The following is a 25434-nucleotide window of genomic DNA, read 5'->3' as shown; positions in this document are numbered from 1 at the left end:
CGTCAGGCAACAAAAAAACCGCCCGGGTAGGGGCGGCTGCTGTGCCAGGCTCAGGGCTGGCGCATCAAGCGTGCAGTTCGCGCTTGGCGGCTTCGTGGTGATGGTCTTGCAAACGGTCCTTGTGGCGCACAACCTGACGGTCCATCTTGTCGACCAGTTCGTCCACGGCGGCGTACAGGTCGGCGTGGGAGCTTTCGGCAAACAGGTCGCTGCCCTTGACGTGAATGTTGCATTCCGCTCGCTGTCTCTTTTCCTTTTCCTTTTGCTTCTCTACCGTCAGCAGTACCTTGACATCGACAACTTGGTCAAAATGGCGGGTGATCCGGTCCAGCTTGGTGGTGACGTAGTTGCGCAAGGCGGGAGTAACTTCGAGGTGGTGACCGCTGATCGTCAAGTTCATAAATAAGTCTCCTGTGGCTCTCGGTGGAAAAACGCCGTCCTGGATCAGAGGAGCGGCTCGGCGAACTTGGATGCATCTTTTGTTGACGTCGTGGGTTCACTATGCCCCCGCCCTCCCCGAAATGCAATCCCATACCGCCGCAGGCCGCTGGGTTATGCCCGGCAAGGTGCCAAGCGCCCGAAAAGCGCGCACAATGGGCGGATTGAAGGGGCTGGCCAACGTCAGCACGAGCCCCTTCTTCTTCACCGAGCCGACGGCGTCGCGCCATGCAGCGTGAGACGCCCCACCACCAGCATCGACAGCAGGCTGGCGCTGATGCCCACCAGCGCGGCCACCCAGTAGTTCTGCACCAGCCCCTGCGCATCACGGCTGATGAGGACCCCACCCACAAAAGACGCCACGCCCATCGCCGCCGATTGCACCGAGGCGTTCAGCGTCATGAAGGTTCCCCGCAAGGGCGCATGTGCCGCTGAGGCGATGATGGCCATGCCAGGAATCATGCGGCCACTGACAAAGGTGAACATCAGGGTGGACACCACCAACACCCCCCACAGCGGCAAGCCCTGTACCAGCGTGATGCCGAGAATGCACGGCAGCCCCGCGATCGCCAGCCACCGGAAGGTGGGCACCTTGCCATGCCGGTCGGTCATGCGTCCGAACAGGCGCGCCGTGAACAAGGTCACCACCCCGCCGCACAGGTACACCAGCGGCACCTGATCGGCACGCACACCGGCATTGGTCTGCATGTAGATGGTGATGTAAGGGATGACGGTAAAACCCGTAAACATCAGCAACGCCGAGAACAGGAACGCCCACCGGTGGTTGCCATCCGCCAGCACGTGCCGGATACCGCCCAGCACTGACCGCCCGCTGGCGGCCTGAACATGCCCCGCCATGGTCGGCAACGTGCGGGCCGCCTGCACAGCCAGCACCCCCACCATGGCGGCAATGCCGATGAACGGCAGGTGCCACCCCCCGTACTGCGCCAGAATCAGCCCCAAGGGCACGCCCGCCACCGTGGAGACGGAAAACGACGTCATCACGATGCCCATGGCACGCCCGCGCCGCTCAAAGGGCACCACGTCCGCCACGATGGTCTGCGACAGAGCCGACAGCACGCCGCCAAAAGTGCCCGCAAGAATGCGCGCCACCATCAGCGTGCCATAGGTAGGCGCAAGGCCGCAGGCCAGCGTCGCCAGTCCGAACAGGCCATAGAGCACCAGCAGCAGCCGCTTGCGCCCAAAGCGGTCGATGTAGGTCGAAGCCAGCAGGCCCGATGCCCCCGCCGACAGCGTGTAGGCCGACACCAGCAAGCCAAACTGCGCGTCCGTGATCGCAAACAGCTGCGTGAGCTGCGGGCCCAGCGGCATCATGATCATGAAGTCCAGGATGTGTGTGAACTGGATGCCGGCCAGCGTCAGCAGCAACCACAGTTCACGGCGGGGAGAAAGCTCAGGGGTAGAGGAAGACACAGCAAGCGGCCATTAAGGCCTGGTCAGGTTCAGGGCCGCCCAGTGTGCCGCAAGCCTGCGTGGGGCGCGTGGCCAGCTGCTAGAGGGCCTACGAAAACCGCCGCGCCCCAGACCGGCGCGTAAAATCTATCGGCTGCGCATAGGCCCTGCCTGCCGCATGCACCTCCCCCCACGTTCTTCGGATTGCCCGCAGCGGAAACCCACCGCCCACACCGACACCATGACCCAGCCCAGCTCCACCGCCCTGCACACTTCGGCCCTGACTTCGCTGCCCCTGCTGGCACGCGGCAAAGTGCGCGACAACTACGCCGTGGGCGACGACCGCATCCTGATGGTGGCCAGCGACCGCCTGTCGGCCTTCGACGTGATCATGGGCGAACCCATTCCTGGCAAGGGCGAGTTGCTCACCCAGATGGCCCTGTTCTGGTTCGATAAGCTCGGCCACATCTGCCCCAACCACCTCACTGGCGACGCCCCCGAGAGCGTGGTGAGCCCCGAAGAAGCCTCCCAGATCCGTGGCCGCTCGATGCTGGTGAAGCGCCTGCAGCCCATCCCGGTCGAAGCCGTGGTGCGCGGCTACCTGGCCGGCAGCGGCTGGAAGGAATACCAGGACTCTCGCTCGGTCTGCGGCGTGCCCCTGCCCGAAGGCCTGACCAACGCCGCCAAGTTGCCCGAGCCCATCTACACGCCCGCCGCCAAGGCCGCCATGGGCGAGCACGATGAGAACATCACGTTCGAACGCACGGTGGAGATGATTGGCCTGGACTTGGCCACGCGTATCCGCGACCTGAGTATTGCCATCTACAAAGCGGCTGCCGAGATCGCCCTGGCCAAGGGCATGATCATTGCCGACACCAAATTTGAATTCGGCCTGGCCCCTGACGGCACGCTGGTGCTGATGGATGAGGTGCTCACGCCCGACAGCTCCCGCTACTGGCCGGTGGAAGGCTATGCCGAAGCCCTGGCCAAGGGTGAGAACCCCCCCAGCTACGACAAGCAGTTTGTGCGTGACTGGCTGGAGCAGGCCCAGGTCAACGGCAAGCCCTGGGACAAGACAGCGCCCTCGCCCCGCCTGCCCCAGGCAGTGATCGAGAAGACAGCCGCCAAGTACCGCGAGGCGCTGGAGCGGCTGACATCCGCATAAAAACCCTGCGGACTGGAGAGCCCTCCCGCCAAAAGCCCGCCGGATGCCTAGCTCAGCGGCGTCTCAATGGCTTCGAAACGCAGCAAGGGCTCGCCTTCGGCCCCCTGCAGCAAGAGCTGCGTGCCGACCTGGCGAAAGCCCCGTACCGTCAGCAGCGACTCAAAATACTGGGCCTCCAATCCGCTGCTTTGCAGGCACAAGCTGATGTTGGAAACGAGCTGCGCCATGCGCAGGCGTCCGCTCTGCGGTTGCCAGTCGTAGTCCGCGAGAAAGCGGTTGCAGCCGCCCGAGCCTGTCACCCGCGCCTCTTCCGCCTGGAAGACGAGGTGGGGCGCCGCCGCACCATCGGCAGGGAGGGACAGAGCCTCCCCCGCCATTTCGACGAGCCGCCAATGGGTCAGCAGCAGCGGCACGGACGCTTCTACGGTGGCGGCCAGCGGCAGCAACCGCTGCATTTGAACGTCAACATGGCGGTAGGCTGCGTCCTGCGGCACGGGATAGCGTTTGTCGCTGGCCAGCAGCAACCGCCCCTCCAAGGTGACTTTGGTTCGCACCTCATAGCGCCCCTTGGGCGCAAACCGCGCAGAGGGGTAAGGAATCCACAGCGCGTAAGGGGGCTGACCCGCCGGTTGGCGACGCTGGCGCCCCAAAACGATGGGTGGCTGATCTGGCTGGGTCACATCCAGCAAAGTGGCCTCAAAAACAGCCTCCGGCGGCAGCATCACGCGCTCTCTCGACAACGCCACACCCGTGACCACGGCATCTGGTTCAGGGGGGCGCGTCACGCAGCCAGCCAAACTCAGTATCCCAACCATGACGCCGCAGTAGAGCCCGCAGCGCAGGTGGCCGAAACGGGGCCCATTGCGCCTGGGCGGTAGTCGAATGGAGAGCGCCTGCGTCCCGCAGTTCACCACGTCAACCCTTGGCAGCCCTCAGCTCAGCACCACACTCGACAACCGTCGGCGGTACGTGGCCACCACCGGGTCTTCGGGCGGGATCTGACCCTCGGCGACCTTGGGCTTGGGGGCCTCGATCAGTTCGAGGATGGCGACATAGGTCTTGCGGGCGATCTCTTCGCTCCAGGCCTTGTCGCGCATGAGGATTTCGAGCAACTCGTCCATGGCGTCGGTCCAGCGCTGCTGGGTGATGAGCCAGCGGGCGCGGGCATAGCGGGTGTCGAAATCCCGCTTGTTAGCTGCGATTTTTGCTTCGAATCCGGCTTCAGCGGAGGCGTCATATGCGCCAGACGCTACAAAATCCAGAGCGTCCATCCAGGCCTTGAGGGCGCCCAGCTTGCGCGACATGGCGGCCTTGGCGATCACGGGCGCAAACGCCACCTTGGCATCGTCCTCGCGCCCCAGCTGCAGCAGCAGCTTGACGTAGTCAAAGCGCGCGTCATCGTTGGCAGGGTCGGTCACGACGGCATGCTGCAGTTTCTCCAGCGCAGTGCCGGTGTCACCTTCTGCCAGGGCTTCCTGCGCCTCTTCTTCCTCGGCCTCGGCCACCATTTCTTCGGCGGTGGGTACATGCTTGTCGAGGAAGGCACGCACCTGGCCTTCGGGCAAGGCGCCCATGAAGCCATCCACAGGCTGGCCGTTCATCAGCAGCACGCAGGTGGGAATGCTGCGGATGCCGAACATGCCCGCCAGCTGCTGTTCCTGGTCAGAGTCGATCTTGGCGAGCTTGAAGCGGCCCGCGTATTCCGTCTCCAGTTTCTCCAGCACCGGCCCCAGGGACTTGCAGGGGCCACACCAGGGCGCCCAAAAGTCCACCAGCACGGGCACATTCATCGAGGCGGCAACCACCTCGGCTTCAAAGTTCTCTACGGTGACGTCAATCATGATGTGTGGGGCTTAGAGTGGAGCGGTTTCCGCGCTATTTTGGCCCATCGACACAGCCCCACACCTGCCAGGGGGGCGCAAAAAGTAAAATCGCGGGTTCCACCTACAGCGGCTGGGCAGACAAAGCCTGCCCGCCAGCACCTTCCACACCATGAAACCCATCCAGATCGGCGTGGTCATGGGTTCCAGCAGCGACTGGGACACCATGCAGCATGCAGTGCAAATCCTTGAACAGTTCGGCATCGCGCACGAGGCCCGCGTGGTGTCGGCACACCGCATGCCCGATGACATGTTTGCCTACGCCGAGGCCGCCGCCAGCCGGGGGCTGAAGGCCATCATCGCGGGGGCTGGCGGCGCCGCCCACCTGCCCGGCATGATTGCCGCCAAGACCCCTGTGCCCGTGCTGGGCGTGCCCGTGGCCAGCCGCCACCTGCAGGGTGTGGACTCGCTGCACAGCATTGTGCAAATGCCCAAGGGTATCCCGGTGGCGACGTTTGCCATCGGCACCGCTGGTGCGGCCAACGCGGCCCTGTTTGCCGTGGCCCTGCTGGCCAATGAGAGCCCCGACCTGCGCCAGCGCCTGGAAGCCTTCCGCGCCGAGCAGACGGAAGTGGCCCGCAACATGACCTTGCCGCCCGCCGCATGACCGCCAGTGACCTGAAGCCTTTGCTCCCTGGTGCGACCCTGGGCGTGCTGGGTGGCGGCCAGCTGGGCCGCATGTTCGTGCACCAGGCCCAGGCCATGGGCTACTTCACCGCCGTGCTCGATGCCGACCCGACCAGCCCCGCCGGGCTGGTGAGCCACCACCACATCCAGACGGGCTACGAAGACCCGCAAGGCCTGGCCGAGCTGGCCCGCCTGTCGGATGCGGTGACCACCGAGTTCGAGAACGTCCCCGCCGCTGCACTGGCCACCCTGGCCACGCAACGCCCCGTGTCGCCCGCGGCCAGCGCCGTGTCGGTGGCACAAGACCGTGCGCGCGAGAAGGCGCACTTTGTGGCCTGCGGCGTGCCCTGCGCGCCGTATGCGGTGATCGAAACGGCGGAACAACTGGCGGCTGTGGCCCCTAGCCTGTTGCCCGGCATCCTCAAGACCGCCCGCATGGGCTACGACGGCAAGGGCCAGGTGCGCGTGAAGACGCCCGCCGAGCTGGCCGCCGCGTGGGAGTCTGTCGGCAAGGTGCCTTGCGTGCTGGAGAAGATGCTGCCGCTGCAGCTGGAATGCTCCGTGATCGTCGCGCGCAGTGCCGATGGGGCCATGGTGCACCTGCCCGTACAGCGCAACCTGCACCGCGACGGCATCCTGGCCGTGACCGAGGTTTATGAAGGAAATCTACCGCAAGCGCTAGTGCATCAAGCGGTAGCCGCTGCGAAATCTGTAGCAGAAGGGCTGCAATATGTAGGTGTGCTGTGCGTGGAGTTCTTTGTGCTGCAGGACGGCAGCCTCGTGGTCAACGAGATTGCCCCCCGCCCGCACAACAGCGGCCACTACAGCCAGAACGCCTGCGACGTGTCGCAGTTCGAGCTGCAGGTGCGCACCATGGCCCGCCTGCCGCTGACGCAGCCGCGCCAGCACAGCGCCGCCGTCATGCTGAACCTGCTGGGCGACTTGTGGTTTGCCCACGGCGAGGCGGCGCAGACCCCGCCCTGGGCCCAGGTACTGGCCCTGCCCGGCACCCACCTGCACCTGTACGGCAAGCGCGACGCCAAGCGCGGCCGCAAGATGGGGCACCTGAACATCACCGCCGCCTCCCCTGAGGCGGCGCGCGCCACGGCCCTGCAGGCCGCAGCGCTGCTGGGCATCGAGCCCTTCTGAGCCGGGCTGTCTCCATGATCCTTGACGGCAACGACCCCCAGGCCATCGCCGCTGCGGCACGCGCGGTGCGCAGCGGCGCCCTGCTCGGCCTGCCCACCGAAACGGTGTATGGCCTCGCGGCCGATGCCAGCAGTGATGCCGCCGTGGCGCAGATCTTTGCCGCCAAGGGGCGGCCCAGCGACCATCCGCTGATCGTGCATGTGGCCAATGCCGAGGGCATTTCGCACTTCGCCAGCCAAGTGCCCGACTTTGCACAAAAGCTGGTCGATGCCTTCTGGCCCGGCCCGCTCACGCTCATCCTGCCGCGCCTCCCCGGTGTGGCCACCGCCGCCACCGGCGGGCAGGACAGCGTGGGGCTGCGCTGCCCTGCACACCCCGTAGCCCACGCCCTGCTGCTGGCCTGCGCGGCCCCCAGCGATGGCGACGAAGCCGGTGGCCCGCCCGTCTGGGGCGTGGCGGCCCCCAGCGCCAACCGTTTTGGCCGCGTGAGCCCGACCACCGCTCAGCACGTGCAGGACGAGCTGGGCGACGACCTGCTGGTGCTGGACGGCGGGCCCTGCGACGTGGGCATTGAAAGCACCATCGTGGACTGCACGCGCGGTGTGCCAGTGCTGCTGCGGCCCGGCGCCATCACTCGGGCGCAGATTGCAGCGGCCTGCGGCATCGCCCCCCTGTCCAAGGAAGACCTGCCCACGGCCACGCCCCGCGCCTCGGGCACGCTCGAGGCCCACTACGCGCCCAGTGCGAAGGTGCGACTGATGGATGCCAAGGCGCTGCAGACCAGCCTGGATGTGCTGGGCGCCGATGCCGCTCACATCGCGGTCTACGCCCGCACCGCCTTGCGCACCCAGTCGTCCAAGCTGGTCATGCGGCGCATGCCCGATGACGCAGCCGCTACGGCGCAGCAGCTCTTCGCAGTGCTGCGCAGTTTTGACAACGAAGGCGTGAAGCTGATCTGGATCGAGACCCCGCCCGCCAGCCCCGATTGGGAAGGCGTGTGCGACCGCCTGCAGCGCGCATCCGCCGCCTGAGCCTGCGCGATGGCGCCGCTTTACATCCGTTGACTTTGCGTCGTTAAACTACCCCCCACTTTTCTGGAGAAATACATGGCAGCAAATTGGATGCGCCGCACCCTCATGGTCGCCGCATGTGCGTCGGCCGCGTTGCTCGCGGCCTGCGGTTCCAGCACCACCGAATCGGCCATCACGCCCCAGCGCTTCATTGCGTTCGGCGACGCCATGAACGATGTGGGGCAAAACGGCTCGCGCTACACCGTCAATGACGGAAGCGTCAACAACTGGACCCTGCAGGTGGTGGCCAACTACGGCAAGTCGCTCACCCCGGTCTCTGCAGGCGGCCTGAGCTACGCCACCGGCAATGCCCGCGTCAGCGCCAAGCCCGATGCGGCCGGCAACGCCAGCACCCGCACCGTCACCGAACAGATCGACGCCTTCCTGGCCAGCGGTAGCTTTGCAGCCACTGATGTGGTGATGGTGAGCGGCGGTGTCAGCGACGTGATCGCCGGCATGGCCGCTGTGAACGCAGGCACCCTGACCCAGGACGCCATGGTGGCCGCCGCCCGCAAGGCCGGTGAGGACCTCGCGGCCCAGGTGCGCCGCCTGGTGACGGCAGGCGCCAAGTACGTGGTGGTGACCGGCACCTACGACCTGAGCAAGACCCCCTGGGCCAAGACCATCGGCCGTGAAGCCCTGCTGAGCAACGCCAGCAGCCGCTTCAACGAAGGCCTGCTGGTCGGCATCGTGGACCTGGGCGCCAACGTGCTGTACGTGGACTCGGCCTACTATGTGAACCTGTACACCAGCGTGCCGGGCAACTATGGCTTCAACAACTCCACGGCGGCCGTGTGCACGTCGGTGGACGCGAACAACGGTATCGGCATCGGCACTGGCCAGGTCAATTCGGCCCTGTGCACGTCGTCCACGCTGCTGTCGGGCGCGAACGCCACCTCGTTCGTGTTTGCCGACAGCGTGTACCTCACGCCATCGGCGCAGCGCCAGTTTGGCACCTACGCCTACGACCGCCTGCGCGCACGCTGGTAAGCCGGCGCGCTCCGCCCAGCAAAAAGCCGCCCAGTGGGCGGCTTTTTTGCGGGCCATCGATCTGCCCCGGATGAAGATCAGAACCGATACACCACGCCCAGCGCCACCACATTGGGGTTGAGCTTGACGTCGATGGTCTGGCCCGTGGACAGGGTGTTGCGGGTCTTCACAAAGGTCTTGTAGTACGCCACGTCCAGCGACCACTGGTCGTTGAGCGCAATGCTCACACCCACCTGCGGCGTGAGGCCAAACCGGGATTCAGCGCTCAGCGTGGTGGGACGCGAAGGGCTGCCGCCGGTGAGCCCTGTCAGCGCTGCGGTGCCGCGCTCCTTGAAGAACTTGGCGTAGGTCACGCCCAGGCCCACGTAGGGGCGCACCCGCGCATTGGCCTCCAGAAAGCGGTACTGCGCGAACACGGTCATGGGTAGCACCTTGACCTCGCCGATCTTGCCCACGCCGGCGATGGCTCCGGCGCCCATGATGTTGTGCTTGAAAGGCAGGGCCAGGGGCACGTCCACCGCCCAGTGGTCGGTGAGCATGTAGGTGATACCGCCAGCCAGCTGCGTGTCGGCATGCACGTCCACCTTGGTGCCCGTGAAGCTGGGCGCGGACAGGTCACCACTGGTGACCTGGGGTGCGATTTGCGTGGCGCCCGCGCGCACCAGCCAGCTGCCAGCGGTCTGGGCCTGCGCGCCGCCGGACAGGGTGAGCGCCAGTGCTGCCACAGCGCCAGCCAGGGAAGGGGTGATGGTTTTGTTTTGCATGGTGTTTGAACCCTTCAACTGCCGATTACAGCCAGCCTGCGCGGGCCAGCGAACGCGATACCAGCTGGCTGACCAGTTGGTGGCCATATGGCGTGGGGTGGAAGCTGTCGGAGAACGCGTAGGTCTTCCACCAGTCCGCGCCCCCCGTGGCGCCTGCAGGCGGTGTCTGCGCCGACAAGGCAGCGGCCGTGCAGGTGGGGAAGGTATAGCTGGGCAGGCCGTCAGCACCCAGGCCGGTGATGGGGCATGCGGTGTTCTTGGCGTTGGTCAGCCCGAACTGCGCAGGGTTGGCCACCTGGTCGTTGAACGAGGTGTAGAAGTCCACCACCACCACCTTGCTGTTGCCCGCAAAACGTTTGGCCAGCTGGGCGTTGAAGGCTTCGAGCCAGGCCTTGAGCAGGCCCTGCACCTGCGCGCTTGCGGCAGCGCCCGCGGACGCCGTGATGCCGCCGAGCACCTGCTGCAGGCGCGGCGTCTTGTCGATGGCGGGCATGTTCAGCACCGCCACACGCTGCGCGCCCTTGCTCAAGGCATTGGCCTCGATCGCGTCGTGGAACTTGTCGGCCAGCGCCACCATGTAGGCACCTCCCACCTGGGCCTGGCCCGTGGCACCGCCCGCAAGGCCGGCGTTCACCGTGGCCGCAGGCAGCAGGGTGGAGAGCAGCGCGCCGAAGGCCTTGCCGCCATCCTTGGAGGCCGACAGGTAGGCACCGATGAGGTCTGCAGCGTCGTTGCCGCCGCCGTCGATCAGCAACAGGTCCCCCGCGCTGAAGCCGTCAGCCCCTGCGTCGGTCAGTTGCTTGACGATGGAAACAGGCGATGCAGGCGCCGTGAAATTGTTGATGCGACCGCCACCAATGGCGTAGTTGGTGCAGCCCGCCGCGTTGTTGAAAGCGCTGCCGGTGGACACATAGCGGGGGCAGAGCGTGCTGCCGTAGTTGCTGGCCACCAGTTCGGGCCAGATGGGCGTGGACGCCGGGCCTGTGGGGGCGCTGCCTTGCACCGTGAACTTGAAGCCGAACGTGCCGCTGTCGGCGATGCTGTCACCCATGACCTTGACGGTCTTGATGGGCGCCACCGGCGAGGTGTCGGCACCGCCGCCCCCGCATGCCACCAGCAGCGACGCTGCCGCCAGAGAAACCCACAAAGCCTTGCGCTGAAAAACCATCGGTATCACTCCTGTTATCGTAAAAATAGAACGACCGTGCTATTCCTAGCAAATCATATTCGCCAACGCAAAAAAGCCCCACCGGGTAAACACCGGTGGGGCTTAGGGGTGGGGTTCTAAAAGCCCGCGAACCCTTTGGGGGCCTCACGCAGGCATCACGGCCGTCACTTGACGGTATCGAACACCGCCTTGGCCTGCGCGTGGCAGAAAGGTGGCTCGTAGGTGCCGTGGTAGCTGCCGTAGTAGGTGGCAAAAGCTGCCGAGGTGGGGTCGGTGGGAGCCTTGCCGCCGGGGCCGTAGGTGGCCTGGATGGCGGCGTCCACGTCGACTGTGCTGACGTTTGTCACGCCCCGGCTGTCAAAGTCGGCTTTCATGACGGCCATGTGGACCGCCGGGGGCACCGTGGGGTCGCCCGCGCCGCCGCACAGCATCACGCGCGCCTTGGGGGTCCAGCCCAGCAAGTCGTTCTTTTTGGCGGCCAGGTACAGCGGGTGGGTGGTGCTGGTCTGCGAGCCGGTGATGAACGCCGACTGGAACAGCGCGTCACGCGCCTGGTTGGGTGTGCCCGAGGGCAGCGTGCTCGTGGTCACCAGGGTGGTGTAGTTGAGCGTGGGGTTGGGCAGCAGGTTCTCGATGTAGCCCGAGTACGGCGCCTTGAACACGTCCTTCACGTCGGTGTAGACGTTGCCATAGACCTTCTGCCAGGCGGTGACGAGGTAGGGCACAAAGAACTGCACGCCCGCGATCGCGTCCGGAATGCGCAGCGAACCCGACAGGTTGTAGGGGCCGGCCAAGTGCGCGCCCGCGACCACGTTGAATTCGTTGCCGTAGTCCCGCTCGGCCGCGCGCTGCGCTGCCATGGACGAGTGGCCGCCTTGCGAGTAACCGGTGAACATCACCTTGCCCGACAGCGTGGCCCCCACCGTGCCTGCCGCATTGCGTGCCGCGCGCACCGAGTCGATGACCGATGTGGCTTCTGAATCCGCATGCAGGTAGGGGTGGTAGCTGTAGCCCGACTTGGCAAAGCCCAGGTAGTCGGTGGCCACCACGGCATAGCCCTGCGCGGCGTACATGGCCGCCAGCAGGAAGGTTTCGCTGTCTTGCGGGTTGGCCAGGGTGCGGGGCTTTTGCACATCGGTGCCCTTGGCATAGGCCACCAGCGGGGCTGCGGTGGTGCAGCTGCCGGCTGGCACGAGCATCACGCCCGAGGCGTTGGTGTTTTCGCCGCTCTTGGCACCCACGGTCGCATAGTTCAGCGACACCACCTTCACATCGCACTTGGCCTTGCCGCTGATCGCCTGCAGGCCGCTGCTGGCCGTGGCCGCGTCGATCTGCGCCACGGTGAGCGTGGTGAGCGTGGCAGGGGGGTCGATCAGTGCGCCGCGCGCCGGGTCGTCAGAGCCACCGCAGGCGACAAGCAGGACCGCCGCAGCGGCCACACAGGTAAGGCGGAAATAGGTCATGGATGGATACCTCGGTCAGTGAAGAACGACGCATCGTGCGCGCACCTGCGCTGCAGCATCCATAGGGGATAACGCGGGAGGCCATGCCTCGCCAGACACCTAGGCGACAGCGCGCCAGGGTAGCCCCGCCCGGTCAGTCAGGACGGCGTGCGCTGTACACCAGCTTCATGCCCAGGATGGTTCCGGCCAGGGCCAGGGTGATGGCATTGGCCACCACGATGGGCCAGGCCGCCAGCGCCAGGCCGTAGGCCAGCCACAGTGCCACCCCCACCGTGAAAACGCTGTACATGCCCAGCGAGATACCGCTCACATCCCGCGTGCGAAAGGTGTGCAGGGCCTGCGGCACAAAGCTGCAGGTGGTCAGGCAGGCGGCCAGATAGCCGATCAGTTCATGAAGTTGCATGGTGGGGAAAACGCAGGGCAGCAGCGATTATTCACTGCTCACGTGCCGTCCAGTCGATGAGGCTGTCGAGCACGGGCCGCGCAGCCCCTGCGTTGGGGTGGTTGACCACCGCCACCAGCACATAGCGGCGCCCGCTGGCGGCATGCACATAGCCTGCCACAGCCATCACGTCGCGCAGGCTGCCCGTCTTGAGGTGGGCAGTGCCCGCCCGGCTCTGGCTGCGGCGCAGGGTGCCATCCACCCCCGTGATCGGCAGCGACGCCACCAGTTCCGGCATCACGGGCGATACCCAGGCCACCTGCAGCATGCGGGCCAGGGCCTGCGCAGTCAGGCGCGCATCGCGGCTGAGCCCGGCGCCGTTGTCCACCTGCGGCAGGTCGGCATCGCCCATGCGGGCCTGCCACCACTGGCGCAGCACCTCGCGGGCGCCGTCGAACGTGGCCACGCCGTTTTTTTGCAGCGCCAGGGTCAGAAAGACCTGCTGCGCCATCACGTTGTTGCTGTACTTGTTCACGTCGCGCACCACCTCGGACAGTGCGGGGGATGTGACCACAAACGCGGGCTTGAGGCCCGGGGGCACCTTGCCGTCGCGCACGCTGCCCGTGAGCTTGCCGCCCAGATCGCGCCACATGCCCTCCACCGCCCGGGCCGCAAAGCCGCGCGGATCGGCCGCCGCCACCGGCCACACGCGTTCGCCACAGGCAGCGGGGTACACGCCCTGGAACGACACCTTCGAGGGGTCCGACAACTCCGCACGCAGGGCAGTACGCCAGTCCCCACAATCCGCGCCCGGCGCCGCCAGCGCCACGGTGGGCTGGCGCTGCACTCCGGCCAGTGGCGGGTCGTACTGGATGCGCGCCAAGCCAGCGGCCGCATCGGGCACAAAGGTCATCACCGACGACTTGTAATTCAGCAGCAGGGCCTCGGGGGATGCGTTATAGGGCCGCAGCGGCTCGCCATCAAACCGCGCCGGGTCCTGGTCGGGCACATCGAACGCCGTGCGGTCCAGCACAATGTCGCCCACGATGACCTGGATGCCCTGGCCCTGCAGTCGCCGCATCAGCAGCCACAGCCGCTCCATGACCAGCTTGGGATCGCCCTGGCCCTGGATGTACACATTGCCGCGCAGGCTGCCGTCCTGCACCGTACCTTGCACATACACCGGCGTGTTCCAGACATAGGCGGGGCCCAGCTGTTCCAGCGCTGCATAGGTGGTCACCAGCTTCATCACCGACGCGGGGTTCACCGGCACCTGGGCACGGTGCGCAAGGCGCGGGCTGGCCTTGCCGGTAGCTTGCGCGTCCACCACCATCACCGACAGGGACTCGCGCGGCAATTTGGTGCGTGCCAGGGCGGCCTTCACCTCGAGCGGCAGAGTGCCCGCGGCGGGTGCCGCCGTCTGCGCCCCCGCCGAGCCCACCCCACCCGCAGCCACCAGCCACGCAGCACCCCAACCCACCACACCACGCAGCACACGGCGGCGCCAAAGAGCAGAAACAGACAACATGGCGGGGAGTCTATCGCCCGCGCACCTGCACCAAGCGCCGCTTTGCACCCAGCGCCAGCACGGCCTGCGGTGGGCGCCGATAATCGCCCGATGCGTTTTTCTCCCCGCACCATCGGCCTGCTGGCGGCCGTGGTCACCGTCACCATCTGGACGGGCTTCATCATCATCGCCCGCGCCTCAGCCCAGCGCACGCTCACCCCGTTCGATATTGCGCTGCTGCGCATCGTGGGCGCCAGCCTGGTGTTGCTGCCCTGGGGCTGGTGGATGGTGCGACGGCGCCAGGCGGCGCTGGGGGCCTCGGCGCCGGCGTCCAGCCTGGCGGGCATCTCGCCCCTGCCCTTGCGCACCACGGCGCTGCTGGGCAGCTTTGGCGGGCTGCTGTACGCGCTGCTGGCCTATTCAGGGTTCTTCCATGCACCGGCCACCCATGCGGCGGTGCTCATGCCGGGCAGCCTGCCGCTGTGGACGGCGCTGCTGGCCGCCTGGTTGCTGCGCGACCACATCACGCCGCTGCGCGCTGCAGGCCTGGCGCTGATCGTGGCGGGCGACCTGCTGGTGGGTGGACGCAGCCTGCTGGCGGCGTTTTCGGGCGGGGACGTGTGGAAGGGCGACCTGCTGTTCATGCTGGCCGCATCGTCCTGGGCCACCTACAGCGTGCTGGCGCGGCGCCACGCGGTCGATGCGGTACAGGCCACCATCGCCATCACCGCGTTTGCCTGCATGGTGTACCTGCCCAGCTATGCGCTGCTGGTCTGGCTGGGTGCAGTCACCAGCCATCTGGCCCAGGCGCCGTGGAGCGAGATCGCGTTCCAGATGCTGTTCCAGGGCGGGGGCTCCGTGGTGGTCTCGGGCATTGGCTTCACGCGCATGATCCAGCACTATGGCCCCGTGCGCTCCACCATGATCACGGCCTTGGTGCCCGGCCTGTCGGCCGTAGGCGCAGTTGTTTTTCTGGATGAGCCGATGCACTGGAACCTGGTGGCCGGCCTGCTGCTGGTCACCGCCGGTATCCTCGTGGGGGTGCTGCGCAAAAGCCAGGCCCCCGCAGCCGCTGCCAAAGCGGCGTCCTGAGCGCATTTGTCACCGCCGCGCCACCCCATACCTCCTAACCCTGCCCATGAATCTACTTGCCTTTGACACCAGTACCGACACCCTCTCCATCGCTGTGCAGAATGGCGAGGGAGTCTGGCAGCACCAGGGGCCCGGGGGCGCGCAGGCCTCGGCGGCGCTGATCCCAGCGGTGCGCGCGCTGATGGCGCAGGCGGGCCTGACGTTCGACACCGTGGACGCGGTGGTGTTCGGGCGCGGCCCCGGCTCTTTCACCGGGCTGCGCACCGCCTGCGCCGTGGCCCAGGGCCTGGCCTTTGGTGCCAAGGGCGGGCAAGGAGTGCCCGTGCTGCCGGTGGACACCCTGCTGGCCGTGGCCGAGGAGGCCCGCCTGCAAAACGGCTGCACCCAGGTGGTGGCGGTGCTGGACGCACGCATGGACGAGGTCTACCACGCACGCTGCGAATGGTTGCCGGGAGAAGCCCGCTGGCAGGCCGACGAGGACTTCGGCCTGGGCGCACCCGAGTCTGTGCAGCCCCCAACAGGCTGGACGGTGGCAGGCAATGCCCGCGCGCCCTATGGCGACCGGTTGGCGCCAGCCGCCTCACACGTCACGGCCTTGCCCACCGCCACGGCCCTGCTGCGCCTGGCACCCGCCCTGATCGCTGCGGGCCAAGCCGTGGCAGCGGGCGATGCCCTGCCGCGCTACATCCGCGATAAAGTGGCGCAAACCACCGCCGAACGTGCCGCGCTGCGCGCCGCCCAGGCGGCTGCCACTCCCTGAGATGTGGTGAATGAATCCCCCATGAGCGCACTGCCTACTTCTTCTGCATTGCCACCCGGCGCCAGCCCCGCCCGCCCCGAGGCGCGCTTCGAGACGCTGACCTTGGCCCGGCTGGATGCCGTGCTGGCGGTGGAACAGCGCGCCTATTCGCACCCCTGGACCCGTGGCAACTTCACCGACGCGCTGGCATCTGGCTACGAGGCGCAGCTGCTGATGGCGGACGACCACCTGCTGGGCTACTTTGTGGCCATGATGGGGGTGGATGAAGTGCACCTGCTCAACATCACCGTCACCCCCGAATACCAGCGCCAGGGCTGGGCCCGCGTGCTGCTGGACGCCCTGGCCCTGTGGTCACGCGGGCGCGGTGCACAATGGCTGTGGCTGGAGGTGCGGGCGAGTAACCTGCGCGCCCAGCAGATCTACCAGACCCACGGATTCCGCCGCGTGGGAGACCGCAAGCGCTACTACCCCGCCGCGCACGGCCAACGCGAAGACGCTGTGGTCATGAGCCTGGCGCTCTGACCCCACGCCGCACCCGACCCTGCTGAACCAGCGATGGCCTGTTTTCTTTCTGTATGAGCCTCCACCTCGATGCGCGACAGCGCGCCATGCTGCAAGAAATGGGCGTCACCGTGTGGGGCCCCTCCCCCGCCCAGGAGGCCACGGCGCAGCCCGCGGCAAGAGCACCTTCAGCCCCTGCGGCCGTGGCGGCACCTACCGTCGCGCCTCCGCGTGCGCAACCCCACGCGCCCTCTCCCGCGCCGTCTCCTGCGCCTGCCGAGCGCCCCCCAGCGCCCCCAGCCCACACCACCAGCCGCAGCGCACCGCCCGCTCCTGCACCGGCCACCACAGGCACGGCCACGCCCGCCCTGCGCCTGCACCCGGCACAGGCGCTCTACCCCGCCGCTGACCCGGCACAAACGCCCTCCGGGCTGGGCCGGGGCTGGCTCATCGTGGCCGAAAGCATGACGCCCACCGATCCCCTGGGAGGCGATGCGGGCCGCCTGCTCGACAACATGCTGCGGGCCATGCAACTGCACCGGCACCCGCGCGTGTTCCTGGCGGCACTGGAACGGTCTGCGCCCGGCACGGAAGCCAGCGCCGACATCCCGGCCACCCTGGCCGACGCCGTGGCCCAGCTGCAGCCCGCCATGGTGCTGGTGCTGGGCCATGTGGCAGCACGCGCGGCGCTGGGCCGCACCGAGCCCCTGGGCCGCCTGCGCGCGGGACCGCATGCGCTGGCCGGTTGCCCGGCGGTGGTGACCTACGACCCTGCCTTTTTGCTGCGCTCGCAAGACAACAAGGCCGCCGCCTGGGCCGACCTGTGCCGTGCGCTGGCCATGGTGCGCAGTGCCGAGGCCGAGTGCTGAGAGCCTGTTGGCAGGGTCCGAGCCCCTTCCATGCCCCCCGCCGGACCGGCGAGACCGTCGCCCGGTGCCATAATCCGCCGCTTGCCTAATTTTTACGGAGACAGCTCCTTGGAAACCTACCCGAGTTGGTAGCTTTCAGCTCCCGGCGCATTTGACTGCTGTGGGGTTGAAAGCACCCCTACCCCCACACCGCAGACGCCAAAAAACAAGGGAGTGAGCCCATGCTCAACATCTTTACGCTCGCCAATGGCCGGCTGTTCCAGGAAGAAATCGAGTCCCTGGAAGAGCTGACCAAGTTCCAGCCGATCTGGGTGGACCTGGAAGCCCCCACGCTGGAAGAAAAGCGCTGGATCAAGCAGCACTACGGCCTGTCCATCCCCGAGGATGCGATGGACGAGGACATCGAGGAATCCGCCCGCTTCTACGAGGAAGACAACGGCGAGCTGCACATCCGCAGCGACTTCTTGATCGATGACGACGAAGACCCCCGTTCGGTGCGCGTGGCCTTCATCCTGAACCAGCACAACACCAACCTCAAGAGCCGGGGTGTGCTGTTCTCCATCCACGACGAAGACGTGCCCGTGTTCCGCCTGCTGCGCATGCGCGCGCGCCGCGCGCCCGGGCTGATTGAAGACGCCAAGGAAGTGCTGCTCAAGCTGTTCGACGCCGACGCCGAATACTCGGCCGACACGCTGGAGAATATCTACGACGAGCTGGAGGCAGTGAGCAAGCAGGTGCTGGCCGGCGACGTGACCGACACCCGCGCTGGCGAGGTACTGGCCGCCATCGCCCGCCAGGAAGACTTGAACGGCCGCATCCGCCGCAACGTGATGGACACGCGCCGCGCCGTGAGCTTCATGATGCGCTCCAAGATGCTCAACTCCGAGCAGTTCGAGGAAGCCCGCCAGATCCTGCGCGACATCGAGTCGCTGGACAACCACACGGCGTTCCTGTTCGACAAGATCAACTTCCTGATGGACGCCACGGTCGGTTTCATCAACATCAACCAGAACAAGATCATCAAGATCTTCTCGGTGGCCAGCGTCGCCTTGCTGCCGCCCACACTGATCGCCAGCGTGTACGGCATGAACTTCAAGTTCATGCCCGAACTGGACTGGTCGCTGGGCTACCCGTATGCGCTGGGGCTGATGCTGGCCAGCGCGCTCGGGCCCATGTGGTACTTCCGCAAGCGCGGCTGGTTGAAATAGGCTTCCCCCTGTGGCGCTGCGCGCCTTCCCCCTGGGGGGACGCCTCCAACGGCCCGGCAAAGCCGGTTCCGCAGTGGCGCTGGTAGATACATAGCGCCGGTTGCAGCGCAGCGTGGCGAACGGCTAATGGGATGCGGCGGAGTCCTCTTTAGAGGGAAATCTGCCGCAGGCGCTGGTGCAATATGCCCTAGCCGCTATCAATTTCATAGCCTCTGCAGAAACGACAGCACCATGTGCTCGGCGTACCGGCTGGCCACGGTCTGCACGAACTGGGCAAAGTCACCATGGGCGGCATCGTCGGCGCGGTCAGAGATGGTGCGCACGGCGGCAAAGGGCAGGCCGTAGTCATGGCACACCTGGGCGACGGCAGCGCCCTCCATTTCCACCGCCAGCACGTCGTGCCCGGCCGCGCGCAGGGCGGAGCGCAGGCGCTCGGACTCTTGGGCGGTGGAGACAAAACGGTCACCGCTGGCCACCAGGCCCTGGTGTGCCCGGTGGGCACCCCCATGAATGTTTTTCAAGCCCCAGAGGCTGCTTGCGCTAGTGACGCATAGGCTGGCAGCTTCCAAAAGCATAGCTGTCAGCACCGGATCACACGCCAGCCGGGTGCGCGCGTAGCCCGGCAGCTCCCACCGAGGGAACAGCGGCGAGGCATTCATATCGTGCTGCACATAGTCTTGCGCCACCACCACATCCCCCCGGTGCACCCCATCGCCGACCCCGCCCGCGACGCCCGTGAAGACGATGCGCGCCACGCCAAAGCGTTCGATCAAGGCCGTGGCCGTGGTGGCAGCGGCCACCTTGCCGATGCCCGACAGCGCCAGCACCACCGGGCGGTCGTGCAGCTCTCCGCGCCAGAACGCGCGGCCAGCGTGCATCAGCCGCTGCGGGTGCGCCAGGTGTTGCACCAGCGAGCTTTGTTCTTCGGGCAGCGCACTCAGGATGGCAGTGCTCATGCAAAAGTCCTTGGGGTCATATCATGCGGCCACAAAACACCCGCGCCACCCGGGGCCGCGCGGCCGCAAAAAAGGCGGCCGAAGCCGCCTGGGGATTGTGACGTGCCAGCAGGCCGCGTCACTTCTTGTCGCGCAGTTCGCGGCGCAGGATCTTGCCCACGGGGGTCTTGGGCAGCTCGGTGCGGAACTCGATCACCTTGGGCTGCTTGTAACCCGTGAGCTCGTGGCGGCAGAACTCCTTGACCTGCGCTTCGGTGAGCGCCGGGTCCTTCTTCACGATCACGAGCTTCACGGCCTCGCCGGTCTTCTCATCAGGCACCCCCACCACGGCGCATTCGAGCACGCCCGGGCAGTTGGCCACCACTTCTTCGACCTCGTTGGGGTACACGTTGAAGCCGCTGACCAGCACCATGTCCTTCTTGCGGTCCACGATCTTGAAGAAGCCGCGCGCATCCATCACGCCGATGTCGCCCGACTTGAAGTAGCCGTCCTCGGTCATGACCTTGGCGGTTTCATCGGGGCGCTGCCAGTAGCCGGCCATCACCTGCGGGCCCTTGATGGCGATTTCGCCCGGCTCGCCCAGCGTGGTGACCTCGCGGCCCTCGTCGTCCAGCAGCTTCATGGAGGTGCTGGGCAGCGGAACGCCGATGGTGCCGGTGTATTCGGTGCTGGTGGTGGGGTTGCAGCTGGCCGAAGGGCTGGTCTCCGACAGGCCATAGCCTTCGCAGATGGGGCAGCCTGTCTTTTCGAGCCAGAGCTTGGCCACGGCACCCTGCACCGCCATGCCACCACCCACCGAAACCTTGAGGTTCTTCCAGTTGACGGTGTTGAAGTCCGGGTGGTTGGCCAGGCCGTTGAACAGCGTGTTGACGGCCGGGAAGCTGTGGAAGGTGTGCTTGGACAGCTCCTTCAGCACCGCAGGCAGGTCGCGCGGGTTGGGGATCAGGATGGTCTTGCCGCCCGTGCGCATGCTCAGCATCATGTTCACGGTGAACGCGAAGATGTGATACAGCGGCAGCGCACAGATGCTGGTGGGCTGCTCACCCGCCGGCACCTTCTTCATCACAGGCTCGTTCCAGGCCTCGGACTGCAGCACGTTGGCAATCACGTTACGGTGCAGCAGCACCGCGCCCTTGCTCACACCCGTGGTGCCGCCGGTGTACTGCAGCAGCGCGATGTCGTCGGGCTTGATGTCGGGCTTCTTGAGGGTGCCGCGCGTGCCCTGGGCCACGGCGTCATTGAAGCGCACCGCACCCGGCAGGTTGTAGGCAGGCACCATCTTCTTGACGTTGCGCACCACGTAGTTGACCAGGGTCCCTTTGAGCAGACCGAGCTGGTCACCCATGGCGCACAGCACCACGTGCTTGACGGGCGTGTGCGCAATGCACTGCTCCAGCGTGGTGGCAAAGTTCTCGATGATGACGATGGCCTTGGCGCCCGAGTCCTTGAGCTGGTGCTCCAGCTCGCGCGGCGTGTACAGCGGGTTCACGTTGACGACCACGAAGCCCGCGCGCAGCACGGCCGCCACGGTCACCGGGTACTGGGGCACGTTGGGCATCATGATGGCCACGCGGTCGCCCTTGACCAGCCCCAGGCCCTGCAGGTAGGCCGCAAACGCGCTGGAGAGCGAATCGGTCTGGGCGTAGGTCACGTCCTTGCCCATGAAGCTGTAGGCCACGCGGTTGGCGTACTTCTTGAACGCCTCGTCCATCAGCGCCACAAGGGAGCTGTACTGCGTGGTGTCGATGTCTGCGGGAACACCTTGTGGATAGGCGGCCAGCCACGGGCGGTCGGTCATTGGGGTTGTCTCCTGGTAGGTTTTATGGGGGTCCTGCAAGCACGCCGATTTTTTCAGCACGGTCGTGCTTTTATTGTGGAGGAATTATGCCCGTCAGCTCTTGAGCGCGGCCAGTACCTCGTCCAGCATTTTCTTGGCATCACCGAACAGCATGCGGTTGTTGTCCTTGTAGAACAAGGGGTTGTCCACCCCCGCGTAGCCCGAGGCCATCGAGCGCTTCATCACGATGGAGGTCTTGGCCTTCCACACCTCCAGCACCGGCATGCCGGCGATGGGGCTGGTGGGATCGTCTTGCGCGGCGGGGTTCACGATGTCGTTGGCGCCGATGACGATGGCCACGTCGGTGTCCGGGAAGTCCTCGTTGATCTCGTCCATCTCCATCACGATGTCGTAGGGCACCTTGGCTTCGGCCAGCAGCACGTTCATGTGGCCCGGCATGCGGCCCGCCACCGGGTGGATGGCAAAGCGCACCTGCACGCCTTTGTCGCGCAAGGTCTTCACAATATCGTTGACCGTGTGCTGCGCCTGGGCCACCGCCATGCCGTAGCCGGGCACGATGATCACGCTCTTGGCATCGCGCAGCAGCTCGGCCGTCTCGGCGGCGGCCACGGGCACCACTTCGCCCTGCGGCTCGGCGCTTTCACCAGTCTGGCCCTTCTTGGCGGGCGCACCGGCGCCAGAGCCAAAGCCCCCGGCAATCACGCTGATGAAGTTGCGGTTCATCGCGTTGCACATGATGTAGGACAGGATGGCGCCCGAGGAGCCCACCAGCGCACCGGTCACAATCAGCAGGTCGTTGGACAGCATGAAGCCCGTGGCCGCCGCCGCCCAGCCCGAGTAGCTGTTGAGCATCGACACCACCACCGGCATGTCGGCCCCGCCAATGGCCATGACCATGTGGATGCCGAACAGCAGCGCAATCACCGTCATCACCATCAGAGGCACCATGCCTTGCTCGACGGTCTCGGCGCGCAGGAACTCGCGGCCAAACCAGATCACCACCAGCAGCGCGGCCAGGTTGAGCCAATGGCGCGCCGGCAGCAGCAGGGGCTTGCCGCCGATCTTGCCGTTGAGCTTGCCGAATGCGATGAGCGAGCCGCTGAAGGTGACGGCGCCGATCAGGATGCCGACGTAGATCTCCACCTCGTGGATGATCTTTTCCGCGCCCTGCAGCTGGATGGAGGTATCGACGTAGCTTGCAAACCCCACCAGGCAGGCCGCCAGGCCCACCAGGCTGTGCATGAGCGCGACCAGTTCGGGCATCTGCGTCATCTTGACGACCCGGGCGGCATACAGGCCAATGCCGCCGCCAATCACCAGTGCGCCGACGATCCAGGCGATGCCCGAAGCGCTCACGCGCGGGCCAAACACCGTGGCCAGCACGGCCAGCGCCATGCCGACCATGCCGAACAGGTTGCCCCGGCGCGAGGTTTCAGGATTGGACAGCCCACCCAGGCTCAGGATGAACAAAATGGCCGCGCCCAGGTAGGCGACGGTAGCGAGACTTTGGGACATGTTGGGTGCTCCTTGTTGTTCTTGTCGTTATCGGATTACTTGCGGAACATTGCCAGCATGCGGCGCGTGACCGCAAAGCCGCCGAACATGTTGATGGCCGTGAGCACCAGGGCCGCAAACGCGAGCCACAGGATGAGCCCGTCAGGCCGACCGTTCACGCCCGCATCGGGCGGCGCAATCTGCACCAGCGCACCGATGGCGATGATGCTGGAGATGGCGTTGGTCACGCTCATCAGCGGCGTGTGCAGCGCGGGCGTGACGTTCCACACCACCATGTAGCCAATGAAGCAGGCCAGCACGAACACCGTGAAGTGCCCCAGGAAGGCCACGGGCGCGTAGGCGCCGACGGCCCAGAAGAGCACGGCCATCACGGCAAAAACGATGGTCAGCGTCTTGGCGGACATGGGCGCGCCCGTGCCGTGGCCATGGCCCGACTTCTTTTCAACCACCGGCGCCGCAGCCTTGGGCGCGGGCGCCGGTGCCTGCTTGAGCGGCGGGGCGGGCCAGGTGATAGCACCATCCTTGACCACGGTGAGGCCACGGATCGCATCGTCTTCCATGTTGACCACGGCCACGCCGTCCTTGGCCTTGCACAGCTCTTCGGTCAGACGCAGCAGGTTGGTGGCGTACAGCGTGGAAGACTGCTTGGCCAGGCGCGAGGCCAGATCGGTGTAGCCCACGATGGTCACGCCATGGCGCACCACGGCCTCGCCGGGCACGGTGAGCTCGCAGTTGCCGCCTTGCTCGGCGGCCATGTCCACGATCACGCTGCCGGGCTTCATGCTCTGCACCATCTCGGCGGTGATGAGCTTGGGCGCGGGTTTGCCGGGGATCAGCGCGGTGGTGATGATGATGTCCGCGTCCTTGGCCTGCTCGGCGTACATCTTGCGCTGCGCGGCCTGGAAGCCTTCGCTCATGACCTTGGCATAGCCGCCGCCGCCCGATCCTTCTTCTTCGTAGTCCACCTTGACGAACTCGCCGCCCAGCGACTTGACCTGGTCGGCCACCTCGGCGCGCGTGTCGTTGGCGCGCACGATGGCGCCGAGGTTGGCAGCGGTGCCAATGGCGGCAAGGCCTGCCACGCCAGCGCCCGCAATGAACACCTTGGCGGGCGGCACTTTGCCTGCGGCCGTGATCTGGCCGTTGAAGAAGCGGCCGAAGGCATTGGCCGCTTCGATCACGGCACGGTAGCCGCTGACCCCGGCGGTGGAGGTGAGCGCGTCCATCTTCTGAGCGCGGCTCAAAGTGCGGGGCAGGCAGTCGATGGCCAGCACCGTGGCCTTCTTGGCGGCCAGCTGCTGCATCAGATCGGGGTTCTGGGCAGGCCATATGAAGTCGATGAGGGTGGTGCCCTCGCGCATCCGCGCCACTTCATCGCTGCTGGGCGGGCGCACCTTGAAGACGATGTCGGAGGCCGCCCACAGTGCCGCAGCGTCGCTGACGATCTCGGCGCCTGCAGCGCGGTAGGCATCGTCACTGAAATTGGCGGCATCCCCAGCCCCGGACTCGACCGTGACGGCAAAGCCCAGCTTGATCAGCTTCTCCACCACATCGGGCACGGTGGCCACGCGCTTTTCGCCGGGAAAGGTCTCCCTGGGCACGCCGATACGCTGCGGCTGCGGGACGGGGCTTGTCTGCATCAGAGGTCTCCTCAAGTTTCGTAATCGTTATGCCAGGCCGCCAGACAGGGAGGTCTTGAGCGCTAAGGCCTGGAGGTGGGTGTTGGGAAGGGGAAGGGTGGGATGGCCAGATGACCGTCCACCATACCGGTGCTCAGGCGCACGGCCTGGGCCAGGTCACGCCCCCACTGCAGTGCGGGTCGTCCAGCCACCAGGAATTCCTCGTTGTTGCGCGTGGTCGGACGCAACAGTCGCTGGTCCACCAGGGCATCGACCTTCACCCACGCACCCGCCTCCGTGACATAGCGATAGCTCAGATAGGTGTAAGGTTGGGTCAGAGTGATCTTGCTGGTGCGGAGCCACTCGACAAGGTCTGGCCGGTTCTTGTCCAGCCACTGGGAACTGCTTCCCCATCGCTTGAGCCGCAGACAGTCTGCGCGTACAGGACTGCTTGCAGCGCCGTCCTCCACGGTGACGTCCTGCTGGGTGGGGCAATAACCGATGCCTTGCGGAGAACCACTCAGGTCTCCGGCGCGGTTGGTCTGCACGCGCAATACGGCCAGCCAGTCTCCCTGCGCATTCCGCAAGCCCACATCGCGGGTCTGGAGCGCGATACGGCCTCCCGAGCCTGCAATGGCCTCCTCGGAGGTGCCCAGATCCTGCCACGCCCCCGGTGGCAACACCAGGCGGGCGCGGCCCACGGGGTATTCGGATTGGGGAGGAACAGTGAGGGGCGCGCAGGCCGCCGTGAACACCGTCACAGCCAACACGGGCAAGAGAGGCAGCAGCCGCCGGAACTTTGAAATGGTCAGAGTCATAGAGAAAGGTTCATACGAATTCGCCTTCAATCATCCCACGGCACCCGAGTACGTCCTTCGACGGCTCCTGCCATGCAACAACCAGCTCGGTGTCGCTGGTGAAAAATGTGTTGAAAGCGCCCTGGTATCGGACACTTCTTGCGGCGCTGCCGGTGGGCAAGCTGACCGCGAGCTTACATGAAGAAAATCTTTGTGCTGTCGCCTTTGTCTGCTGTAGAGAGAACTCCCCAGTCTCCACCCGCACACAGGCAAAAAAAAGCCTGGCAGCACAACGCAGCCAGG

Annotated in this window: 24 protein-coding genes; 10 read left to right on the top strand and 14 right to left on the bottom strand. The window is 66.2% G+C overall.

Features of this window, described 5'->3' with window-relative positions; translation table 11 throughout:
• Positions 1-64 precede the first annotated feature (64 nt).
• Both hpf and ACODSM_RS02510 read right to left on the bottom strand, forming a co-directional pair.
• Entirely contained in the window at positions 65-400 is a 336-nt protein-coding gene (gene hpf / locus ACODSM_RS02515; RefSeq protein WP_015016131.1) for a ribosome hibernation-promoting factor, HPF/YfiA family, read from the bottom strand.
• 242 nt (positions 401-642) lie between these two features.
• Positions 643-1872: an MFS transporter gene (locus ACODSM_RS02510; RefSeq protein WP_488804221.1), complete on the bottom strand. Its 1230-nt coding sequence runs from the start codon at positions 1870-1872 to the stop codon at positions 643-645.
• A gap of 220 nt (positions 1873-2092) precedes the next feature.
• Between ACODSM_RS02510 and ACODSM_RS02505 the strand changes: the two genes are divergently transcribed.
• Positions 2093-3016 carry a phosphoribosylaminoimidazolesuccinocarboxamide synthase gene (locus tag ACODSM_RS02505; protein ID WP_488804220.1) on the top strand — a complete coding sequence of 308 codons (924 nt, stop codon included), beginning with the start codon at positions 2093-2095 and terminating at the stop codon, positions 3014-3016.
• A gap of 47 nt (positions 3017-3063) precedes the next feature.
• Here ACODSM_RS02505 and ACODSM_RS02500 read toward each other — a convergent pair whose 3' ends face one another.
• Both ACODSM_RS02500 and trxA read right to left on the bottom strand, forming a co-directional pair.
• Positions 3064-3801: a YbaY family lipoprotein gene (locus tag ACODSM_RS02500; protein ID WP_488804219.1), complete on the bottom strand. Its 738-nt coding sequence runs from the start codon at positions 3799-3801 to the stop codon at positions 3064-3066.
• A 147-nt stretch (positions 3802-3948) separates the two neighbouring features.
• Positions 3949-4857 (bottom strand): thioredoxin, encoded by a 909-nt coding sequence (trxA, locus tag ACODSM_RS02495; RefSeq protein WP_015016134.1) that lies wholly within the window; start codon positions 4855-4857, stop codon positions 3949-3951.
• A 151-nt stretch (positions 4858-5008) separates the two neighbouring features.
• On the opposite strand from trxA, the gene purE reads away from it, so the two are divergent.
• The 4 genes from purE (at position 5009) to ACODSM_RS02475 (ending at position 8732) form a co-directional block, all read left to right on the top strand.
• Positions 5009-5503: a 5-(carboxyamino)imidazole ribonucleotide mutase gene (gene purE / locus ACODSM_RS02490; protein WP_056643723.1), complete on the top strand. Its 495-nt coding sequence runs from the start codon at positions 5009-5011 to the stop codon at positions 5501-5503.
• Positions 5500-6672: a 5-(carboxyamino)imidazole ribonucleotide synthase gene (locus tag ACODSM_RS02485; protein ID WP_488804218.1), complete on the top strand. Its 1173-nt coding sequence runs from the start codon at positions 5500-5502 to the stop codon at positions 6670-6672. Before purE ends, ACODSM_RS02485 begins: the two co-directional genes overlap by 4 nt.
• A 14-nt stretch (positions 6673-6686) precedes the next feature.
• A complete protein-coding gene (locus ACODSM_RS02480) occupies positions 6687-7703 on the top strand; it encodes an L-threonylcarbamoyladenylate synthase (protein WP_488804217.1) in 1017 nt (338 codons plus the stop codon).
• A 75-nt stretch (positions 7704-7778) separates the two neighbouring features.
• Positions 7779-8732, top strand: a complete 954-nt coding sequence (locus ACODSM_RS02475; protein ID WP_488804216.1) for an SGNH/GDSL hydrolase family protein — start codon at positions 7779-7781, stop codon at positions 8730-8732.
• Between the two features lie 77 nt (positions 8733-8809).
• Here the strand turns inward: ACODSM_RS02475 and ACODSM_RS02470 are convergent, their stop codons facing one another.
• The 5 genes from ACODSM_RS02470 to dacB form a co-directional block, all read right to left on the bottom strand.
• Entirely contained in the window at positions 8810-9496 is a 687-nt protein-coding gene (locus tag ACODSM_RS02470; protein WP_060986164.1) for an OmpW/AlkL family protein, read from the bottom strand.
• 25 nt (positions 9497-9521) lie between these two features.
• Entirely contained in the window at positions 9522-10664 is a 1143-nt protein-coding gene (locus tag ACODSM_RS02465) for an SGNH/GDSL hydrolase family protein (RefSeq protein WP_110960887.1), read from the bottom strand.
• Positions 10665-10828: 164 nt separating this feature from the next.
• A complete protein-coding gene (locus tag ACODSM_RS02460) occupies positions 10829-12127 on the bottom strand; it encodes a lipase family protein (protein WP_488804215.1) in 1299 nt (432 codons plus the stop codon).
• A gap of 133 nt (positions 12128-12260) precedes the next feature.
• A complete protein-coding gene (locus tag ACODSM_RS02455; RefSeq protein ID WP_056743054.1) occupies positions 12261-12530 on the bottom strand; it encodes a SemiSWEET transporter in 270 nt (89 codons plus the stop codon).
• A gap of 31 nt (positions 12531-12561) precedes the next feature.
• Complete coding sequence (gene dacB, locus ACODSM_RS02450) at positions 12562-14037, bottom strand: D-alanyl-D-alanine carboxypeptidase/D-alanyl-D-alanine endopeptidase (RefSeq protein WP_488804214.1); 1476 nt, start codon at positions 14035-14037, stop codon at positions 12562-12564.
• A gap of 90 nt (positions 14038-14127) precedes the next feature.
• Between dacB and ACODSM_RS02445 the strand changes: the two genes are divergently transcribed.
• The 5 genes from ACODSM_RS02445 to corA all read left to right on the top strand — a co-directional run bounded on the left by ACODSM_RS02445 (position 14128) and on the right by corA (position 18446).
• Positions 14128-15108 (top strand): DMT family transporter, encoded by a 981-nt coding sequence (locus ACODSM_RS02445; RefSeq protein WP_295937086.1) that lies wholly within the window; start codon positions 14128-14130, stop codon positions 15106-15108.
• A 46-nt stretch (positions 15109-15154) separates the two neighbouring features.
• Positions 15155-15868, top strand: a complete 714-nt coding sequence (gene tsaB / locus ACODSM_RS02440) for a tRNA (adenosine(37)-N6)-threonylcarbamoyltransferase complex dimerization subunit type 1 TsaB (protein WP_488804213.1) — start codon at positions 15155-15157, stop codon at positions 15866-15868.
• Positions 15869-15889: 21 nt separating this feature from the next.
• Positions 15890-16390, top strand: coding sequence for a ribosomal protein S18-alanine N-acetyltransferase (rimI, locus tag ACODSM_RS02435; protein WP_209816928.1), 501 nt, complete (start codon positions 15890-15892; stop codon positions 16388-16390).
• A 53-nt stretch (positions 16391-16443) separates the two neighbouring features.
• Positions 16444-17238: a uracil-DNA glycosylase family protein gene (locus ACODSM_RS02430; RefSeq protein ID WP_488804212.1), complete on the top strand. Its 795-nt coding sequence runs from the start codon at positions 16444-16446 to the stop codon at positions 17236-17238.
• A gap of 221 nt (positions 17239-17459) precedes the next feature.
• Positions 17460-18446: a magnesium/cobalt transporter CorA gene (gene corA, locus ACODSM_RS02425; RefSeq protein ID WP_015016148.1), complete on the top strand. Its 987-nt coding sequence runs from the start codon at positions 17460-17462 to the stop codon at positions 18444-18446.
• A gap of 203 nt (positions 18447-18649) precedes the next feature.
• Here corA and ACODSM_RS02420 read toward each other — a convergent pair whose 3' ends face one another.
• From ACODSM_RS02420 to ACODSM_RS02400, 5 genes are all read right to left on the bottom strand, one after another.
• Entirely contained in the window at positions 18650-19402 is a 753-nt protein-coding gene (locus tag ACODSM_RS02420) for a 5'-methylthioadenosine/adenosylhomocysteine nucleosidase (protein WP_488804211.1), read from the bottom strand.
• Between the two features lie 118 nt (positions 19403-19520).
• Entirely contained in the window at positions 19521-21200 is a 1680-nt protein-coding gene (locus ACODSM_RS02415; RefSeq protein ID WP_056068036.1) for a long-chain-fatty-acid--CoA ligase, read from the bottom strand.
• A 93-nt stretch (positions 21201-21293) separates the two neighbouring features.
• Complete coding sequence (gene pntB / locus ACODSM_RS02410) at positions 21294-22715, bottom strand: Re/Si-specific NAD(P)(+) transhydrogenase subunit beta (RefSeq protein WP_343735462.1); 1422 nt, start codon at positions 22713-22715, stop codon at positions 21294-21296.
• A gap of 35 nt (positions 22716-22750) precedes the next feature.
• Entirely contained in the window at positions 22751-24355 is a 1605-nt protein-coding gene (locus ACODSM_RS02405; protein WP_295937069.1) for a Re/Si-specific NAD(P)(+) transhydrogenase subunit alpha, read from the bottom strand.
• A gap of 62 nt (positions 24356-24417) precedes the next feature.
• Complete coding sequence (locus ACODSM_RS02400) at positions 24418-25152, bottom strand: hypothetical protein (RefSeq protein WP_291441916.1); 735 nt, start codon at positions 25150-25152, stop codon at positions 24418-24420.
• Between the last annotated feature and the right edge of the window lie 282 nt (positions 25153-25434).

The sequence above is a fragment of the Acidovorax sp. FG42 genome (genome assembly GCF_057809195.1).
Note: the sequence above shows the minus strand (reverse complement) of the source record. Positions and strands in the feature narration are given on the sequence as shown.

What these genes read in the sequence shown, in the direction of transcription:
- hpf (WP_015016131.1), bottom strand. Translation starts at nt 400, where the DNA reads ATGAACTTGACGATCAGCGGTCACCACCTCGAAGTTACTCCCGCCTTG.
- ACODSM_RS02505 (WP_488804220.1), top strand. Translation starts at nt 2,093, where the DNA reads ATGACCCAGCCCAGCTCCACCGCCCTGCACACTTCGGCCCTGACTTCG.
- trxA (WP_015016134.1), bottom strand. Translation starts at nt 4,857, where the DNA reads ATGATTGACGTCACCGTAGAGAACTTTGAAGCCGAGGTGGTTGCCGCC.
- purE (WP_056643723.1), top strand. Translation starts at nt 5,009, where the DNA reads ATGAAACCCATCCAGATCGGCGTGGTCATGGGTTCCAGCAGCGACTGG.
- ACODSM_RS02485 (WP_488804218.1), top strand. Translation starts at nt 5,500, where the DNA reads ATGACCGCCAGTGACCTGAAGCCTTTGCTCCCTGGTGCGACCCTGGGC.
- ACODSM_RS02480 (WP_488804217.1), top strand. Translation starts at nt 6,687, where the DNA reads ATGATCCTTGACGGCAACGACCCCCAGGCCATCGCCGCTGCGGCACGC.
- ACODSM_RS02475 (WP_488804216.1), top strand. Translation starts at nt 7,779, where the DNA reads ATGGCAGCAAATTGGATGCGCCGCACCCTCATGGTCGCCGCATGTGCG.
- ACODSM_RS02470 (WP_060986164.1), bottom strand. Translation starts at nt 9,496, where the DNA reads ATGCAAAACAAAACCATCACCCCTTCCCTGGCTGGCGCTGTGGCAGCA.
- ACODSM_RS02465 (WP_110960887.1), bottom strand. Translation starts at nt 10,664, where the DNA reads ATGGTTTTTCAGCGCAAGGCTTTGTGGGTTTCTCTGGCGGCAGCGTCG.
- ACODSM_RS02460 (WP_488804215.1), bottom strand. Translation starts at nt 12,127, where the DNA reads ATGACCTATTTCCGCCTTACCTGTGTGGCCGCTGCGGCGGTCCTGCTT.
- ACODSM_RS02455 (WP_056743054.1), bottom strand. Translation starts at nt 12,530, where the DNA reads ATGCAACTTCATGAACTGATCGGCTATCTGGCCGCCTGCCTGACCACC.
- dacB (WP_488804214.1), bottom strand. Translation starts at nt 14,037, where the DNA reads ATGTTGTCTGTTTCTGCTCTTTGGCGCCGCCGTGTGCTGCGTGGTGTG.
- ACODSM_RS02445 (WP_295937086.1), top strand. Translation starts at nt 14,128, where the DNA reads ATGCGTTTTTCTCCCCGCACCATCGGCCTGCTGGCGGCCGTGGTCACC.
- tsaB (WP_488804213.1), top strand. Translation starts at nt 15,155, where the DNA reads ATGAATCTACTTGCCTTTGACACCAGTACCGACACCCTCTCCATCGCT.
- rimI (WP_209816928.1), top strand. Translation starts at nt 15,890, where the DNA reads ATGAGCGCACTGCCTACTTCTTCTGCATTGCCACCCGGCGCCAGCCCC.
- ACODSM_RS02430 (WP_488804212.1), top strand. Translation starts at nt 16,444, where the DNA reads ATGAGCCTCCACCTCGATGCGCGACAGCGCGCCATGCTGCAAGAAATG.
- corA (WP_015016148.1), top strand. Translation starts at nt 17,460, where the DNA reads ATGCTCAACATCTTTACGCTCGCCAATGGCCGGCTGTTCCAGGAAGAA.
- ACODSM_RS02420 (WP_488804211.1), bottom strand. Translation starts at nt 19,402, where the DNA reads ATGAGCACTGCCATCCTGAGTGCGCTGCCCGAAGAACAAAGCTCGCTG.
- ACODSM_RS02415 (WP_056068036.1), bottom strand. Translation starts at nt 21,200, where the DNA reads ATGACCGACCGCCCGTGGCTGGCCGCCTATCCACAAGGTGTTCCCGCA.
- pntB (WP_343735462.1), bottom strand. Translation starts at nt 22,715, where the DNA reads ATGTCCCAAAGTCTCGCTACCGTCGCCTACCTGGGCGCGGCCATTTTG.
- ACODSM_RS02405 (WP_295937069.1), bottom strand. Translation starts at nt 24,355, where the DNA reads ATGCAGACAAGCCCCGTCCCGCAGCCGCAGCGTATCGGCGTGCCCAGG.
- ACODSM_RS02400 (WP_291441916.1), bottom strand. Translation starts at nt 25,152, where the DNA reads ATGACTCTGACCATTTCAAAGTTCCGGCGGCTGCTGCCTCTCTTGCCC.